At 53.5% G+C, this 17296-nt stretch carries 13 protein-coding genes and 1 tRNA gene; 4 read left to right on the plus strand and 10 right to left on the minus strand.

Annotation, left to right across the window (positions count from 1 at the left end; translation table 11 throughout):
• Position 1: 1 nt before the first annotated feature.
• From K355_RS24980 to K355_RS0105020, 9 genes are all read right to left on the minus strand, one after another.
• Positions 2 to 1915, minus strand: a complete 1914-nt coding sequence (locus K355_RS24980) for an ATP-binding protein (RefSeq protein WP_022731013.1) — start codon at positions 1913 to 1915, stop codon at positions 2 to 4.
• 205 nt (positions 1916 to 2120) lie between these two features.
• A tRNA-Gln gene (locus tag K355_RS0104985) sits at positions 2121 to 2195 on the minus strand.
• A 78-nt stretch (positions 2196 to 2273) separates the two neighbouring features.
• On the minus strand, positions 2274 to 3203 hold the full coding sequence (locus K355_RS0104990) for a 4-(cytidine 5'-diphospho)-2-C-methyl-D-erythritol kinase (protein WP_022731014.1): 930 nt from the start codon (positions 3201 to 3203) through the stop codon (positions 2274 to 2276).
• Positions 3204 to 3224: 21 nt separating this feature from the next.
• Positions 3225 to 4940: a tetratricopeptide repeat protein gene (locus K355_RS0104995; RefSeq protein ID WP_022731015.1), complete on the minus strand. Its 1716-nt coding sequence runs from the start codon at positions 4938 to 4940 to the stop codon at positions 3225 to 3227.
• A 173-nt stretch (positions 4941 to 5113) separates the two neighbouring features.
• Positions 5114 to 5737: a DJ-1/PfpI family protein gene (locus K355_RS0105000; protein WP_022731016.1), complete on the minus strand. Its 624-nt coding sequence runs from the start codon at positions 5735 to 5737 to the stop codon at positions 5114 to 5116.
• Between the two features lie 79 nt (positions 5738 to 5816).
• A complete protein-coding gene (locus K355_RS0105005) occupies positions 5817 to 7001 on the minus strand; it encodes a M20 aminoacylase family protein (RefSeq protein WP_028791346.1) in 1185 nt (394 codons plus the stop codon).
• Between the two features lie 109 nt (positions 7002 to 7110).
• Entirely contained in the window at positions 7111 to 7599 is a 489-nt protein-coding gene (locus tag K355_RS0105010) for a hypothetical protein (RefSeq protein ID WP_022731018.1), read from the minus strand.
• Positions 7600 to 7601: 2 nt separating this feature from the next.
• Positions 7602 to 8432 (minus strand): DUF3100 domain-containing protein, encoded by an 831-nt coding sequence (locus K355_RS0105015; RefSeq protein WP_022731019.1) that lies wholly within the window; start codon positions 8430 to 8432, stop codon positions 7602 to 7604.
• A 227-nt stretch (positions 8433 to 8659) separates the two neighbouring features.
• Positions 8660 to 9589 carry a LysR family transcriptional regulator gene (locus tag K355_RS0105020; RefSeq protein WP_022731020.1) on the minus strand — a complete coding sequence of 310 codons (930 nt, stop codon included), beginning with the start codon at positions 9587 to 9589 and terminating at the stop codon, positions 8660 to 8662.
• A gap of 224 nt (positions 9590 to 9813) precedes the next feature.
• Here K355_RS0105020 and K355_RS23145 point away from each other — a divergent pair, with 224 nt between their 5' ends.
• Positions 9814 to 10743 carry an NAD(P)-dependent oxidoreductase gene (locus K355_RS23145; protein WP_081649460.1) on the plus strand — a complete coding sequence of 310 codons (930 nt, stop codon included), beginning with the start codon at positions 9814 to 9816 and terminating at the stop codon, positions 10741 to 10743.
• Positions 10744 to 10745: 2 nt separating this feature from the next.
• Positions 10746 to 12284, plus strand: coding sequence for an aldehyde dehydrogenase family protein (locus K355_RS0105030; RefSeq protein WP_022731021.1), 1539 nt, complete (start codon positions 10746 to 10748; stop codon positions 12282 to 12284).
• Between the two features lie 86 nt (positions 12285 to 12370).
• Here K355_RS0105030 and K355_RS0105035 read toward each other — a convergent pair whose 3' ends face one another.
• Complete coding sequence (locus K355_RS0105035) at positions 12371 to 14008, minus strand: electron transfer flavoprotein-ubiquinone oxidoreductase (RefSeq protein WP_022731022.1); 1638 nt, start codon at positions 14006 to 14008, stop codon at positions 12371 to 12373.
• A 246-nt stretch (positions 14009 to 14254) separates the two neighbouring features.
• Here K355_RS0105035 and K355_RS0105040 point away from each other — a divergent pair, with 246 nt between their 5' ends.
• Together K355_RS0105040 and K355_RS0105045 are read left to right on the plus strand one after the other, a co-directional pair.
• The gene (locus K355_RS0105040) at positions 14255 to 15166 is read left to right on the plus strand and encodes a uracil-DNA glycosylase (protein WP_022731023.1); all 912 of its coding nucleotides are present in this window, start codon (positions 14255 to 14257) and stop codon (positions 15164 to 15166) included.
• A 233-nt stretch (positions 15167 to 15399) separates the two neighbouring features.
• Positions 15400 to 17256 carry a lytic transglycosylase domain-containing protein gene (locus K355_RS0105045; RefSeq protein ID WP_022731024.1) on the plus strand — a complete coding sequence of 619 codons (1857 nt, stop codon included), beginning with the start codon at positions 15400 to 15402 and terminating at the stop codon, positions 17254 to 17256.
• The last annotated feature ends 40 nt before the right edge of the window (positions 17257 to 17296 follow it).

Genomic DNA, 17296 nt, shown 5'->3' on the forward strand with positions numbered 1-17296 from the left:
GTTAACCGGCATCCTTGATTGTTTTTACCAGAGTTTCCTGTGTGATTGGTTTGGCAAGGTAGCCATCAAATCCTGCTGAGATATAGCGTTCGCGTGCCTGTTCAAGTGCATCGGCGGTGACAACAATAATCCGCGCATTTTGGGATGGGCCAGCCGACAGACGGATGGCATTCATCGCCTCTGTACCGTCCATCACAGGCATCTGTGCATCCATCAGGATCAGTTGAAAGGCGTTGTTGATCGCCATATCAACCGCCTCCTTGCCATTGGCGGCATAACTGACCTGATACTGGCTGGCGTCAAGAAAAGCGCCCAGCACAATGCGGTTGAGTTCCTTGTCATCGACAACAAGAACCTTGATCAGGTCGTCTGACGAAGGTTCTGGCTTGGATTGTGAATGCACAGCTTTATCCAACCCCGGACCAAACTCGTTAAGGTCAGGATCGGATTTAAGAGGGGTTTCCACAGGGGAGAAAGGTAAATCCACCCAAAAGGTTGCCCCTTTGCCCGGTGATGATGTGGCATCGATTTCGCCACCCATGGCGTTTGTCAGGCGTTTGGCAATTGCAAGCCCCAATCCTGTGCCGCCAAATTGCCGTGTCGTGCTTTGATCGGCCTGGCTGAATGCTTCAAACAGGTATTGCTTCTTTTCGGGGGCGAAGCCAATGCCGGTGTCAGCAACTTCAAACCTTAAGACAACACGTTCGGCCCAGTTTTCGGATAAACGGTCACTGCGTTGCAGGGTGACGGTAACGGATCCTTCCTGAGTGAATTTAAGGGCGTTGCCGATAAAGTTTGTCAGGATCTGTCGCAACCTTGTCGGGTCGCCCTGAATAAGCTGCGGGGTGTCGTCGGCAATTACGGTTTTTAACGACAATTTATTTTCCGCTGCTGTGCTGCCAAAGCTGCCAACTGTGTCGCAGACAACGTCACGCGGGGAAAATGTGATGGTTTCAACGCCAAGGTGCCCCGCTTCGATTTTGCTGAAATCAAGAACATCATTCAGGATAGCCATCAGCGATTTTGCCGACTCATTCACCAGCACGGCATACCGTTGCAAGTTGCCCGACATTTTACCTTTTGCCAGAAGGTCCGAAAGGCCAAGGATGCTGTTCATCGGGGTTCGGATTTCGTGGCTTACCGTTGCCAGAAATTCCGATTTCGCCTGACTGGCGGCGTTCGCACGATTCCGTTCGTCAGCAAATTGATGCAGACTTGTGCGGATGACGGCGATCATTGGCCAGACGATTGCGAACATCACAACAAGGATGCTGGCAACCAACAAGAATCCCATAAAAAGTGAAACCTGCTGGCTGATCTTTAAGTGGCGTTCCGCATCCCGTTGATAAATTTGAACGGCTTTGTCGAGTTTGCTTAAAAGCGGCTTGAAGGCGGTTTTGCGGATTGCTTCGATGTCGTCTGAAATCCCCGGCTGATTTTCCGTATGCGTGAGGACCCGGGTAGCAGCATCCAGAAAATCCCGAATTTCCATATCCAGAGATGGATTTCCATCAAAGTAATGCTGTCGAATTTCACCATATGGGGCGGCAAGACCAAGTTCTTCGCTGCCATGGGTGAGAGCCAGATGGGAGCGCCCCATCAGATCAATGGCGTCTGCCAAGGCCGATCGGATTTCGCTTTCTTCTGTTGCCGGGACCGAATCGTAGCGTGCCAGTGATTGGGTGAACCCGCTAATGCGCTGACTAAGCATCCGCTGGCGGCCGCTCATGTTGATTTGAAGGGCTGCCTCATTGCGGGTGTTTTGCGTGTAATATTCAACAAAGCCATCGCCAATGATCACAGCAAGCATCAAAACCGTGGCAACGATGATACGGTGACGAAAAGGGACAATTACGTCTCGCGGGCGCAGCAATGGGGGCCTACCTGCTTGCGTATCTTGTTCCCCGTTTGTCATTCGGTTTTCCTGGAAAATATCGATTTCGCGCAAAGGCTTAAGGCTCGCGCGGGTTGCATGAGGTGACAGATCAAGTAGGTAGGATGTTAAACGCTACAGTGTTGATATGGGGCCTGTCACGCGCATTTCGATAGTTTGTGCGCAGGTGCTCGGCCAACAGACAAAAAGAAAACCGCTTTGAGGTTTTCCTCAAAGCGGTTTGTCTTGGCTGGGGCGGTAGGATTCGAACCTACGGTACACGATACCAAAAACCGATGCCTTACCACTTGGCCACGCCCCATCAGCGTGTGTGGCGCGGAAAATAGCGTTCCCGTCGCCAGAGCGCAACCCTCTATTTGAAGGTTTTTTTATCTATATCTCAGTCTGGAAAGGATGCGCCGATATTTGACAAAATCTGGGACTGTTCACAACGGATTTCGGTGGGAACAATCCACCAGTTTTCGTGCTGCGACGCGATGGCGTTTGCCGCCTTTTCTGCCTGTGTAGCGGTGTCATAAATGGCAAAGCAGGTTGCCCCCGATCCTGACATGCGCGCCAGTAAACAGCCTTCTTCGCGGGCCATGGCATTTAAGACATCACAGATGTCAGGCAGGATTGATGTCGCGGCAAGTGTGAGGTCATTTCCGCATTCCTGAAGGTCCGCCGCAAGAGCGGCACCACTTTCATAACGCGTGTGAATGTTCCACAGGCCTTCGTCACTAAATCCGTCTTCTTCGCGTGCTTTGAAAATAGCCGGTGTTGAAACGGGCTTTCCCGGATTGATAAGGACAATCGGCAAGGGGGGTAAATCAGGAAGTTCGGTCAGTTTTTCGCCAATCCCCGACATCAAGGTCGCTTTGCCATGAAGACAAACTGGTACATCCGCACCAAGCGATAAGGCAATTGCAGAAAGCCTGTCGCCATCCAGATCAAGGTTCCACATATCATACAGAAGGTGTATGGCTGCTGCCGCATCGGCAGAGCCCCCCCCGATGCCAGATGCAACGGGCAGGCGTTTATCAAGGATCAAGTCCGCACCAAGTTCGGTATTGGCTTCTTCCTGTAAAAGACGTGCAGCCCTAACGACAAGGTTGTCATTGGTGTGGTCGTTTGAAAGGGCGTCTGCCATCGGGCCTGTGACGGCAAGGGTAATCTTGCCGTCATTACGAAGCTCACCGCTTACAACGTCCCCGGCGGCTGTAAAGCAGACGAGGCTTTCCAGCAGGTGATAGCCGTCGTTTCTTTTGCCGGTGACATGCAGGAACAGATTGATCTTGGCTGGAGCCTGCTGGCTATAGGTCGCGGACATCGGGTGTTTCTTCCCAAACGGTCAGTTTACGACAATCGGGTCTGTGCTTGGCACCTGGCCGTTGAGCTTGGCTTCTACTGTGGTGCGCAGTTCTTCTGTCGGGTTGAACGACAGCGCACGATGCCATTGGAAGCGGGCTTCGTGATAGCGTCCTGCCTGCCAGTAGGCGTCGCCAAGGTGATCATTGATGGTTGGGTCATCGGGTTTAAGTTCGACTGCTTTTTCGAGTTGCGTCACCGCATCATCAAAGCGGCCAAGTTTATAGTAAACCCAGCCGAGGCTATCGACGATGTAGCCGTCATCAGGCTGCAATTCGACCGCGCGTTTGAGCATGTCTTCGGCCTGATCGAAATTCATGCCCATATCAACCCAGCTATAGCCGAGATAATTCAAAACGTATGGCTGTTCGGGTTCAAGTTCGAGGGCTAGCAGGAAATCATACTCCGCCTTTTTCCAGAAGCCTGCACGTTCATGTGCGATGCCGCGACGATACAACAGGCGCCAGCCGACCTGACTGTCACCACCAAGTCGCGCAATCGCCTTGTCATAGGCGCTAGCCGCACCGGCAAAGTCCTGTTGAATGCGCAGGATATCGCCAAGCTGAATAAGGGCGTCCGGGCGGCTATCGCGTTCGTTGACCATGTTTTTAAGCAGATCGACAGCCTTATCGGCCTGACCAATCTGTTCGAGGCTGGACGCGATACGCAGCTTTGCGTTCCAGCTATGCGGGGATGTATCGGGGATTGAGCTGTAGACCGAAACGGCGGCGTCAAAGCGTCCCTGAATTTCCATGACCTCACCGACGAGCAAACGGGTTATGTCATCCCCCGGTCGCAACGACAGGGAATAGCGTGCCAGCAAAAGCGATGGATCAACGGCATTTTCCTGACTGAGCAGGGTTGCAATATCCAAGTAAGCTTCTGCCAGACCCGATGCCGGTGTCAGAACGGTTGCAAGCGGTGGGTCACCGCGTTCAAGACGTTTGAGGTGATAGGGCATCGCCAGTGATTGTGGATGACGGTCCATATAGCTTGCATACAGAAGGGCGGCTTTTTGTGTCTGGCCCTTGCGTTCATAAACAGCACCAAGTGCCTCGGCTGCGCGCAAAGGGGCGTCGGCCGGATCACCGTATGCACTGGCAAGCGCGCGTTCGGCACCGTCGAGATCATCGAAATATGCCAAGATCAGGCCGCGGTGGTATTCCGAAAGCGGGTTAAGCGCGCCATTGCCTTCTATTTCATTTAGCGCTGCAAGTGCGGGCTCCTTGGCATCAAGTCCGGTATATAGCCATGCTTTGGCAAGCGGGGATATCAAGGCGTTGATGCCACGTTGCGGCAAGCCCGATACAACATCCAGTGCTGCCTGAAAGTCATTATTTTGAATGTCGGCATCCATGACTGCCATGACGGCAAACAGGTCTTCCGGATTTTCGGCGTAAAGCTGACGTGCGATGTCTTCGGCATCGGCAATGCGACCATCTGAAATCAGCGCAAGGAACGCACGACGACGCAGTTCCTTGTTGTCGGTGTTAAGCTCATGCGCGCGCAAAAGATATTTTGCGGCGTAATCGGTGCTGTTTTCAATCTGTGCGGCTTTCCCGGCAAGGAAGTTACCCGAGAAACCATCGCTTTGCGGATATTCGAATTCTACCTGCCCGCTATCCTTTGGCATGGTGCCACAGGCCGACAGTGCAAGGGCCGTCATCGGAATGATGATGTGTAACAATTGACGTTTCAAAGGCTTATCCTGCATCCGCAATTCGGGTTTGGCATCGCTACATTCTAACAAGTGCCATATTGAATCTCAGGGGTAGCCTACTCAGTCGGCAATTATAAGGCAAAGCATTTGCAACAACGTAAAGCTGTCTTTGGCAACGTTCTTAACCGATAGCCGGTGCCGATATACTGTGACTAGCAGTAAAGCGGGCGTTTTGCAGGGATATCAAGCTGTTTGCTGATGATGTCGCGCGCCTGTTTGGCAAATTGTGATTTCTGACCAACCGGTGCGACATATTCCAATATCGAGATGGCTTTATCGATCCCGACGTGTTTGGCCAACATCCAGCCGGCCAGATAGCTGGATGATAAACAGCCGCCACTGGTCACGATATTACCCTGTGCAACAAGCGGGCGGTCTTCTATGACGGCGTCGGTGCGGGCCAGCACAGGACGGGTTTTGGTGTCAGTTGTAATGGTGGCGGGCAGAATTCCAAGACGATGCAGAAACAAAACCCCGGAGCATTGCGCGCCGATCAATTGACGTGACGGATCAAGTGAAAGCTTTGCCATTAGTTCAGGCGTATTGATGTGATCGCGGGTGTGAATGCCGCTGCCAAACAAAACAGCGTCGGCCTCCGCAACAAAAGAAAGTGGCTGCTGAACGCAAACGGTTACACCGTTCATCGACGTAACGGTTTCGCCCGTGCCGGTGATTTCTGCACAAACACCATCGGCCTTTGCCCGGTTCAAAATCGACAGGGCGACAAAACTGTCAAGCTCGTTAAAACCATCGAGTGTAACGATTGCAATCTTCATGGGGTTCTGACCGCTGCTAAAAAAGGGCAGGTATTGAACGCTCAGATTGTGTCTTGGGCAAGGGAAATCTTCTTTGGCGTCAAGCCGAAAGATATTCTTCGGTCAGTGCAATCCAAAAAGTCACACCATATGGAATAGCATCGTCATTGAAGTTATAGGCCGCATTGTGTAGCAGGCAGTTACCATCGGTCGGGCCGTTGCCCAACCAGACGTAGCTGCCCGGCTTTGTGTTGAGCATAAAGGCAAAATCTTCGCTTGCCATTGATGGCTCGGGATTGGTGTCAATATTTTGTAGACCAATCACCTTGGCTGCGGCGGCCTGCGCGATGCCGGTTTGGGCTTCGCTGTTAATGGTTGCCGGGTAACGTCGTTGATAGGAGACGCGTGCCTGACAGTCAAACGCGTTTGCGGTCGATTTAGCCATTGTTGCAAGGCGTTCTTCGATCATGTCCTGAATTGTCGGATCGAACGTGCGTACCGTCCCGCGAATGGTTGCGGTATCAGGGATCACATTCCATGTATCACCGCCAAAAATCTGGGTCGGGGAAATGACCGCACTTTGCAACGGATTGACGTTGCGCGCCACGATGGTTTGCAGGGCAAGCAAAACCTGCCCCGCTGCTGTGATCGGATCGCGCCCCAGATGGGGCATGGCGGCATGGCAGCCTTTGCCTTCGACGACAATTTCAAACACATCATAGCTTGCCATCATCGGGCCGGGCTTCATCGCCATGGCTCCGACATCGCGTCCCGGCCAGTTATGCATGCCATAGACCGCATCGCACGGATAACGATCAAACAGGCCTTCATTGACCATCTCGCGGCCGCCGCCTTCGTTCTCTTCGGCGGGTTGGAAAATGAAGTCAACCGTGCCGGCAAAATTGGGGTTTTCGGCCAGAATTTTTGCCGCACCCAGCAACATGGTCATGTGGCCGTCATGGCCGCAGGCATGCATTTTACCCGGGTGTTTTGAGGCATAGGGAAGGTTGGTGGTTTCATGGATATTAAGCGCATCCATGTCAGCACGAAGACCAATACGTTTGCCTGAACCTTTCTTGCCATGAAGTGTTGCAACAACACCGGTTCTGGCGATACCTCTGGTGACACCCAATCCAAAGGATTTCAATTTATCGGCAACAAAGGCGCTGGTCAGATTTTCTTCAAAGGCCGTCTCAGGGTGGGCATGCAGATGATGTCGCCAAGCAATAAACTCATCGACAAGTTCGGTGGCACGAGGATGAAGGGCAGGCGAGGTAACAGTCATCTGCATACTCGATCGTTGAAACAGGTACGAAAAATCTAAGGCAATCTTCACCGGGGCATCCAAGAGACTGAAACACCCCGGTGAAAGGATAGGTTAGATCAGATCAGCATTAGATGCCTTGCAGGCGCAGGATGCCCTCGGCAACCAGCACGGAACCGGCATAGGTGCCAAAGAAAACAAGGCAGGCAATAATGACCAGCTTCCAGCCGGAATGCTTGGCAACCTCAATTTCCTTCTTGGCAATTGCAAAGCCAGCATAGGCAAGGGCCGGGGTTGCAAGGGCAAGGAAGTTAACTGATTTTGCTTGTTCAACAATCCATTCCGAACCCGGCGTCCACGGCAGGGTGGCGACAATGCCAACCAGAGAAATCCAAGCAACGCTTGGCAGATAGAACGGTGAGAACCGGGTTAGGATCAGACCGACCATCGAAATCAGATAGATCACGATCATGCCTACAAACCCATCCGCAAGCGGGATAGCCGGGCCAACCGTGTTCATGATCAGGCCGACAAGGCAGACAATCACAAGGGTGACGGCGTGATCAACAAGGTTGATTTGCGGACGTGTGTTTTGTTTTGCAACGGCGCTATTGGCCATGATCAAGCCTCCTTGTTTTGGGCAGCGGCATGATCACGTTTGCCCGCGGTTGCGTTATAGAGTTTTTCAACGACGGGCAGGGCAATAAACAGCCCGGCATAAAGCCCTGTTGCATAGGTCAGAAGGTTACTTGCACCGGCAAGAGCCAGGATTTCATCTTTCATGGCCGGAACAGCTTCGGTCAGCGCGCCGGTACAGGCCGCCATCATGGAGCCACTGCCGATACCACATGCCATGGCAAGGGCGCGGGGGTCGAACAATTCGCTGCTGGCAAAGAGCGAAGCCAGAATGGCAAAGATAAACGTGCCAAACAGAGTGCCGATGACATAAACGCCCATCACGCCCGTACCCTCTGGGCTTTTTAGCGTATAGCGATCGGCAATGATGGCAAGGTTCGGCTCACGTGCAATCGAGAAAGTCGCGCCAATTGCTTCACGGCCCATTTTCAGGCCCCAAACCGCAAGGGGGAAGGCCAGAACGATTGTGCCCAGATTGCCAAGTTCCTGCAGCAGAAGTGCGGGGCCAGCTTCTATGATGGTTTCGATTGCCGGGCCAATCGTTGTGCCAAATTTTGCAATGAACGGCATGATTGCAACAACGATCAGCGGAGAGGCTGCTTTTACTTCTTTTTCGCGAATGAATTTGCCGAATTTCGGCATCACATTCGGGTTCATGAGAGCCGCCATGACAAAGGCATAAAGCAGCGGCAGAAGAAGGATCGCACCAATTCCAAGCGGAATTTTACGAATACCAATAAGTTCGGCAATCACGCCGATGATAATAACGGCCAGATGAAGCTTCCATAGCTCCATTTGCCCCCGAAGCGCATTCATTTCCCTGTCTCCTTGACAAACAGTGGCACCGACGATGTAGGGCGCATTCGCAAGAGGTCTGAGCTAAACGCGCCATGTCATCCCTGAAAATTCCCGGCGGCAGCAAATTTCACAGTTTTGCCATTTTTCGAAGCCGGAATTTTATCCGACAATGAAAAGTTGCGGAAAAAGGGGCAAGTGCCATTTTGGGATCTTGCTGTTGCCGTTTTGGCAACAGGTGCAGGGGCTCAGTCATGTTCGTCGGGATACCAAGCGGCGCCAAATGCTTCCATCCGGTCGCGAATCACCCCAGTAACGACCCGAACTGCTGCGGTTTTGGGCCGACCTTTGCGGACCAAAAGATGTGACGGAACACGGTTAAGAAAATCGTCTGTCATGGGAATGGCAACGATCTCGCCGCGGCGTAATTGTCGCGACACAGCAAAGGCCGGGAGATAGGTGATCCCCCCACCAGAAAGAACAAAGTGAATTGCGACATTGATCGAATCGGCGGTCAGAAAGGCATCCCTTGCTGCCCGATCACCTTGATCTGTGTTGGCCAATAATTTGGCAACTCCGAAATGTGGGTTCAAAAGGGCAAGCGGGTAACCCAGTGTCTCTGAGAAACTGCAGGCTTTCTTCTTCGCTAATGGGAATTGTGGCGGGACCAGCGCACAGAGGGGGGTGAGGTCTTCGGCGAGCAATTCAAGGTCAGCTGTGCGCGGTGGGTTGAAAACAAGCCCCATATCATAGTCATCGCGCAAAATGCCGTGGGTGATCTTTTCCGTACCGGCGACATCAATTTCAAGTCGAATATCAGGGAATTCATCACGCAGTGGACGTACCACATGGTTGACCAGATCAACAACAAAGCCTTCGCCGGTGGCAATGCGCACGGTTCCTGCAATGGCCCCGCGTGCGGTCGCCAAATCAACGGCAAAACTTTCGTCAAGCTCGATACGCCTGCGGGCATGGGCTGCGACCATGTGTCCAGACTCGGTAAAGATGATCCCGCGTTTGGTGCGTTCCATCAAAAGCGTATCAAGATGAGCTTCGAGACCCGAAATCTGACGGCTGATGGCCGAAGGTGCGATGCGCAACGTTTCGGCCGCTGTGCGGATTGAGCCTGCTTCGAACACAGCGAGGAAATAGCGGAGCGGTTTGTCGTCAATCTTCATGTGCGAAACATCAATTTGGAAGGTGATGACTTTATCAGAGCATATCTGTTGCTGTTTCGGCAACAACATGTTCCGGCAATTGATCTTGAATGTGGTCGAGTTCCACCGGAAAGTTGGTTGGTAAATCAAAAAATGTGATCGGATTTTTGAGCGTGACTAACGGGATGAAATAAGTGTTTCCCCGAACGGACGCGTGCATCTGAACGAACAGAGAGGCATCTATCGTGACGAATTCGAATGCCGGTGTGAACGGCGCTATTGGTGTGGTTGGCTTGGGCAATATGGGGCTTGGCATGGTGCGTACTTTGTTGCGCGAAGGTTTTGCCGTGATTGGATTTGATCTGTCTGACGAGCGACAGGTCGAAGTTGCACGTGCTGGTGCAGCAATTGTTGCCAGCCAGAAAGAGCTTTTTACAGCGTGTGACACCATCATTTTGTCGCTGCCAACGGCCGCCCATGTCACCGCGGTTCTGACCGGAGAAGGGGGAGTGGTTGAATATGGCTGCACGCCACGTCTGGTGATTGATACCACGACATCTGAACCCGATGTGACGCGCAATCTTGATCAGACCCTTCGTCCGCTTGGCCATATTCTGATTGATGCGCCGGTCAGCGGTGGGCCTGCCGGTGCAAATTCAGGCCAATTGACCATGATGGTTGGCGGATCGGATGCCGACTTTGCAAAGGCAATGCCTGTCCTGACCGCACTTGGCGGCAAGATCACCCATGTTGGGCCGGTCGGGGCCGGTCATGCGGTTAAGATCGTCAATAATATGCTGGTGGCGGCCCATCTTTTGACCATGAGTGAGGCCATCCGTCTTGGTACAGCCGCCGGTGTCGAGGTCGAGCATCTGATCAGCGCGCTGAGTGCCGGTTCTGGCCGGAGTGCGATTAGCGAGGTCAATTATCCCAAATGGGTGATGAACGGCGCCTTTGATAGCGGATTTACTATGGGGCTGATGCGCAAGGACATGCGCCTTGCCATGGCGCTGGCAGCGCAAAAAGATGTCGCGATGCCGGTTTCCGAGCTGGCCGGTGTGCTTTGGGCCCAAAGTGCCGATGCCTTTGCCGATGACGCCGATTTCAACCGGATTACCGAATTTGAGATCACAACAGATGCAACAGGTACGCATCCGATCAAGGCAGGAGAATAATCATGACCGTTGTAAACGAAACCCTGATGGATCGCGATTACAAGGCGGCGATGTTGCCATTCTTTGGTGAGGGTGAAATCGGCAGTTGGGTGAATGGTGCAATGATGCCCGGGCGTGGCGATGCGTTCGCGTTAACCGATCCGGCAACCGGCAAGGTATTTCTCGAACTCAACGATGCGGGGCCAGAGGTTGTTGATGCCGCAATGAAATCCGCAGCCTCGGGGCAGCGTGTCTGGTGGGGGCTTGCCGCAGCAGAACGGGGACGCATCCTGTGGCGGATTGGGCAGCAGGTGCGTGAACACCTTGAAACTTTGGCTTTGTTGGAGACCGTTTCGGTAGGCAAGCCGATCCGCGACACGCGGGTTGAGGTGCTTAAAGTTGCTGAAATGTTTGAATATTACGCTGGTTGGGCGGACAAGCTTCATGGCGATGTCATCCCGGTCCCAACCAGTCATCTAAATTACACCCGTCCCGAGCCATACGGGGTTATCACCCAGATTACGCCATGGAACGCACCCGTCTTTACCGCGGGCTGGCAGCTTGCTCCAGCACTGTGTGCCGGGAATGCTGCCGTTCTTAAACCGTCTGAAATGACGCCTTTGACGTCGCTTGCGCTTGGTGTTCTGAGCAAAAAAGCTGGCCTGCCCGACGGGGTGATCACGATTTTGGCAGGGCTTGGCATGACCACAGGGATGGCTGCGACCACCCACGCTGTTACCCGCAAGGTTGTTTTTGTCGGATCGCCCAAAACAGGTGCAGCGATTGCAGCCCAGGCAGCAGCGAATATCGTGCCGTGTGTTCTGGAGCTTGGTGGTAAATCGGCCAATATTGTGTTTGAAGATGCCGATTTGAAACGTGCTGTCCTTGGCGCACAGGCGGCAATCTTTAGCGGTGCCGGGCAAAGCTGTGTTGCTGGATCACGGCTGTTGGTTCAGCGTTCTGTGATCGACCGGTTCCTTGAAACGCTGGTGGATGGCGCAAACAGGATTCCGGTAGGCGATCCGATGGATGTGGCAACCCAGATCGGGCCGATCAACAATGTGGCGCAATATCAGACAATTCGTGGGTTGATCGCATCAGGTTGTAAAGAAGGTGCCAAGATTCTGGCCGGTGGTGAACGTCCGGAAGGGGATGTTTGTGCCAACGGGTATTTCCTGCGCCCGACCGTTCTTGGCAATGTGCACAACGATATGTCGATCGCCCGTGAGGAAATCTTCGGACCGGTTGTTTCTGTTATTCCGTTTGACGACGAGGCAGAGGCAGTTGCAATCGCCAATTACAGTAAATTCGGACTGGCCGGTGCGGTTTGGACCAATAGGGTTGATCGTGCGCACCGGGTTGCTGCGAATGTCCGTGCCGGAACATTTTGGATCAACAGTTACAAGACGATCAATGTCATGTCGCCCTTTGGTGGGTTTGGTCACAGCGGTTATGGCCGGTCCAGCGGCAAGGAAGGGTTGATGGAATATATGCAGCCCAAAAGTGTCTGGACCGAAACGGCGGAAAACCCGCCAGCCGGGCTTGGCTACGCGCCGGAATAAGCCAGATTTTCTAATCATCAGACAAAATAATAAGGGCCGCATAATACGGCCCTTATTTGTATGAGGAAGTCTGGTAGGACTTCTATTTACATGTTCGGATAGTTCGGGCCGCCGCCACCTTCGGGCACGACCCAGACGATGTTCTGGGTGGGGTCCTTAATGTCGCAGGTTTTACAATGCACACAGTTCTGTGCATTGATCTGCAAGCGGTTGCCGCCGTTTTCTTCGTCTTCGACAAACTCATAGACACCCGCCGGGCAGAAACGGGCTTCTGGTCCGTCATACACCGCAAGGTTGGTGTTGACCGGAACGCTGGCATCTTTCAATGTCAGGTGGATCGGCTGATCTTCGCTGTGGTTGGTGTTTGACAGGAAGACAGACGACAGTTTGTCAAAAGTGATTTTGCCATCGGGTTTCGGATAATCGATCTTTGGCATTTCACTGGCTGGCTTGAGGCAAGAATGGTCCGCATGGTTTTTAAAGGTCCAAGGGGCCTTGCCGCCAAACAGATATGTATCAACCGCACTATAGGCCATGCCACCCCAGAAACCCCATTTGGCGAAGCTTGGGCGGATGTTGCGCACTTTGTGCAGCTCGGGATACACCCAGCTGTCTTTCAGGCGCGCCGGATAGCTTTCCATCGATGCCGGGATTTCGTCGGCGGTCAATGCTTCAAATGCGGCTTCGGCGGCAAGCATGCCGGTCTTCATTGCGGTATGCGACCCTTTGATCTTGGGCACATTCATGAAACCTGCCGAACAACCGATCAGGCATCCACCCGGGAAAACCAGATCCGGGATCGACTGGAAGCCGCCTTCGTTGAGCGCACGTGCGCCATAGGAAATACGGCGGCCGTTTTCGAAAATCTTGCGGACGGTCGGGTGAGTTTTGAACCGCTGAAATTCGTCAAACGGGCTTAAGTGCGGGTTTTCATAGTCCAGACCAATGACGAAGCCGACAACCACCTGATTGTTATCAAGATGATAGAGGAATGACCCGCCATAGGTGTCCTTATCAAGTGGCCAGCCGATCGTATGCTGGATCAGGCCTTCCTTGTGGACTTCCGGATCAACTTCCCAAAGTTCCTTGATGCCAATGCCATAAGTTTGCGGATCGGAATTTTTGCGCAGATCAAACTTCTTGATCAACTGTTCGGACAATGACCCGCGGCACCCTTCGGCAAAGAAGGTGTATTTGGCATGCAGTTCCATGCCTGGTTCGTGGTTCGGGCCCGGTGTGCCATCACGCTGAAGGCCCATGTCGCCAGTCGCAATACCCTTGACCGAGCCGTCTTCGTTAAACAGAACTTCGGCAGCAGCAAAACCGGGATAAACTTCAACACCAAGGGCTTCGGCCTGTTCGCCCATCCAGCGACAGACGTTGCCAAGGCTGACAATGTAGTTGCCCTTGTTGTGCATCTGGGGCGGGGTCGGCATCTTTTGTGCGCCCGTCTCGCTCAACATCATGAACTGGTCTTTGCCCGCCGGAACGTTCAGCGGCGCGCCGCGTTCTTTCCAGTCCGGGAACAGTTCATTCATGGAGCGGGGCTCCATCACAGCACCCGAAAGGGTGTGTGCGCCAACTTCGGAACCTTTTTCCACCACACAAACGGTGATTTCTTTTTCCTGTTCCTGGGCGAGTTGCATCAGCTTGATGGCAGCCGACAGACCGGATACACCAGCGCCGACGACAACCACGTCAAATTCCATGGATTCGCGTTCCATTTGGCCTCTCTCCTTTGGTTGCCAACCATATCAGACTGTTTCCGTCCGTTTGGTTGCAAGCCGGTATTCACCGATCAGGGTCTCGCCCAAGCCCTGACTTCTCACATTTAGCCTTTTAATCGGTAAAGCTATACCGATTTAAGGCGCGTTTGTATATGGTGCAAGTGGATCAAAATCGTTAAAGTCGGTCCAAATATCAGTGCGCCATATATTAAGTGCGCCGCAACATACACCGCCTTTGTGTAGATGAGCAAACCAATTACAGATTTTGATGTAAATAATCTCGATCCATTTCAGGCGCTGATTTGGCAGTATGAAATGGGTGTCGACGAGGCGATTGCTGACGAACCGCTTGATCGTTTCAAGGCGTCGGAAAGCCTGAGTCGCAATGCTGCAAACCGTCCGGGCTTTGCCCCTGCGGCGGCGGGCAGCCGACCTGCGCGTGGTTCATCGCCCGCAGCAGCGCGACCGGCAAACGTTCCGTCGGGTGGTGTTGGGGCAGGCGGTGCTGGTGCGCAATCCACCCCGGTTGATGGCGGGTTCCTTTTATCCGATACGCCCCATGAAGCACGCCAGTCCGCCCGTGATGCGGCCGCGGCGGCCAAGACACTTGATGAGCTTAAGGACGCGATTGAAAAGTTTGAAGGCTGCGCGCTCAAGAAATCGGCTAGCAATACGGTATTTGGCACGGGAAACCCCGAAGCCAAGCTTGTGTTGGTCGGTGAAGCTCCCGGTGCCGAAGAGGATCGTCAGGGACTTCCGTTTGTCGGACCAAGTGGCAAACTTCTTGATGCGATGCTGCGGTCTATCGGACTGTCGCGTGAAGAGGTTTACATCACCAATATCCTGCCGTGGCGGCCACCGGGAAACCGCCAGCCCACCACAGCCGAAACGGCCGTGTGCGAACCGTTTGTTCGGCGCCATATTGAACTGATCGCGCCCAAAGTCGTGATCTGCCTTGGTGGAAGTTCGGCAAAGGCCCTGATGGAAGAAGATCGCGGCATTACCCGTTTACGCGGAACGTGGAAAGAATTGATCTTTGCTGATGGGGCCAAGGCACATTTGACGGCGATGTTCCATCCCGCTTATCTGTTGCGCACGCCAGAACAAAAACGTTTGGCATGGCGCGATTTGCGCGCGACGGCGCAAAAGCTTTGATGATTTCGCGTTTTGGCGTCCCTGCATAGGAGATATGCAGGCTAACGGTGTGTCCTTGCGGTTCCTCGCCAAGTGATTGATTCTGGATAAATCATTTCGCTGTTTTGGTGTTTCCTGCTATAACAGGCCCCATCACGCGGGGGGAACACCGCAAGCAACGGGTTGCGACATCAAACTGCTTCGGGATAAATACGCGGCTTTACGATAAAGCCGCGTTGGGGAAGATACTGATTTTGATCGAAGCAATAAGAACGAACCTGCTTGGTGCGCAACGTGCACTGGGACGGGGTCTTATCATCGCTGTTTTCGGTGCCGTGTCATTTGCCATGGTTGCACCGTCACCTGCTGTCGCCGAGACGCAGGAACAGGCAGCCTTGGGCAATCCCGATCTTGGTGATGCGCTTTCGGTTTCGCTTCCAGAACCACTTTCCGAGCGTGACGCAGAACTTTATGAACAGATTTTTGCCGTGCAAGAGCAGGGCCGCTGGAAAGATGCGGACCGCCTGATTTCGCGCCTGAATGATGATGTCCTGATGGGGCATGTGATGGCGCAGCGATATCTGCATCCGACGGCCTACCGTTCGCGTTACAAGGAACTTAAGGACTGGCTGGCGAAATATGCCGATCTTCCGCAGGCACCACGCATTTATAAGCTGGCCCTGACCCGCCGTGGTTCGGCAACCTATCCGAAAAAGCCGGTTGGCGGCTATGTTTCGGGAGCCGGATACGATTACGAAGACATCCGCCCGTATTATCACAAGTCCACCAAAAGCCTGTCGTCCAAACAGCGTTCGCGTCTTTCGACGCTAAAGCGTCGTATCCGTCATCGCATCGGCAGTGGCTGGCCGACCGGGGCGTTGCAGGTTCTTGAAAGCCAGGAAGCAAAGCGCCTGTTTGATGCCTATGAACAGGATCAGGCACGGACGTCAATTGCGTCGGGATACTATTATTTTGGCAAGCCCGACCTTGCATTGAAATTTGCCGGTGAAGCCGCAAAGCGGTCTGGAAAATACCTGCCGCAGGCGCATTGGACTGCGGGCCTGACTGCATGGCGTCTGGGCAAGATGGATACATCCCATCAGCACTTTGTGGCTTTGAGCACCAATGAATACGCATCAAGCTGGACCCGTACCGCTGGTGCATTCTGGGCCGCACGTATTGATTTGGCCGCCGGGCGCTTTGAAGAAGCTGACACGATGCTAAACCGGGCGGCGGAATATCCGCGCTCGTTCTATGGCTTGCTTGCGATGCGTGCCCTTGGACGCGACGATGTGTTTGACTGGGATAGCCTTGAGCTTGATGAAAATCGTGCGAACAAGCTGAAGCTTGATCCGCACGGGCGTCGTGCACTTGCGTTGTTGCAGATTGACCAGCGTGATGAAGCCGAACGTGAATTGCGTAAAGCCGCGGCCTCGGATGATGATGCGCTGCGTCGTGCGGTTTTGTCATTGACCGATACGGCGAATTTCGCATCCCTGACCATGCGGTTGGGCAGCTATATCGCCCAGAAAACTGGCGAAGTGATCGTAAACGCGCTGTATCCGGTTCCACCATGGGTACCGGAAGGCGGCTATGAAGTTGACCGGGCGCTGATTTATGCGTTCATGCGTCAGGAATCGGGTTTCAATACCGATGCGCGCAGTCATGCCGGTGCACGCGGATTGATGCAGTTGATGCCCGCTACGGCAAGCTATATCGGCAACACCCGTTATCGTGGTGCCAAACGTGCGGAGCTGTATCAGCCGGAAATCAACCTGTCGCTTGGGCAGAAATATGTTGACCATCTGCTTGAACAGAACGGCGTTGATAATGGCGTTTTGCAGTTGATGGCGGCGTATAACGGTGGCATCGGCAATCTTGGTCGCTGGCAGAAGGCGCTTAAGGATAACGTCGATCCGCTTTACTTCATCGAAAGCATCCCGTCGCGTGAAACCCGTCTGTTTGTTGAGCGGGTTATGGCCAATTTCTGGATGTATCGTTCGCGATTCGGTCAGGAAGCACCGTCACTTGATCTGTTGGCGGCAGGAAGCTGGCCAACCTATCAGCCCCAGGACAATGCACCTGATAGCGGCCTCACCGCAGAGCGTTAACCGGCATCAATTTAAATCATGCCTGAAAACACCAACAAGC

The organism is Thalassospira lucentensis MCCC 1A00383 = DSM 14000 (genome assembly GCF_000421265.1).
Lineage (GTDB): Bacteria > Pseudomonadota > Alphaproteobacteria > Rhodospirillales > Thalassospiraceae > Thalassospira > Thalassospira lucentensis.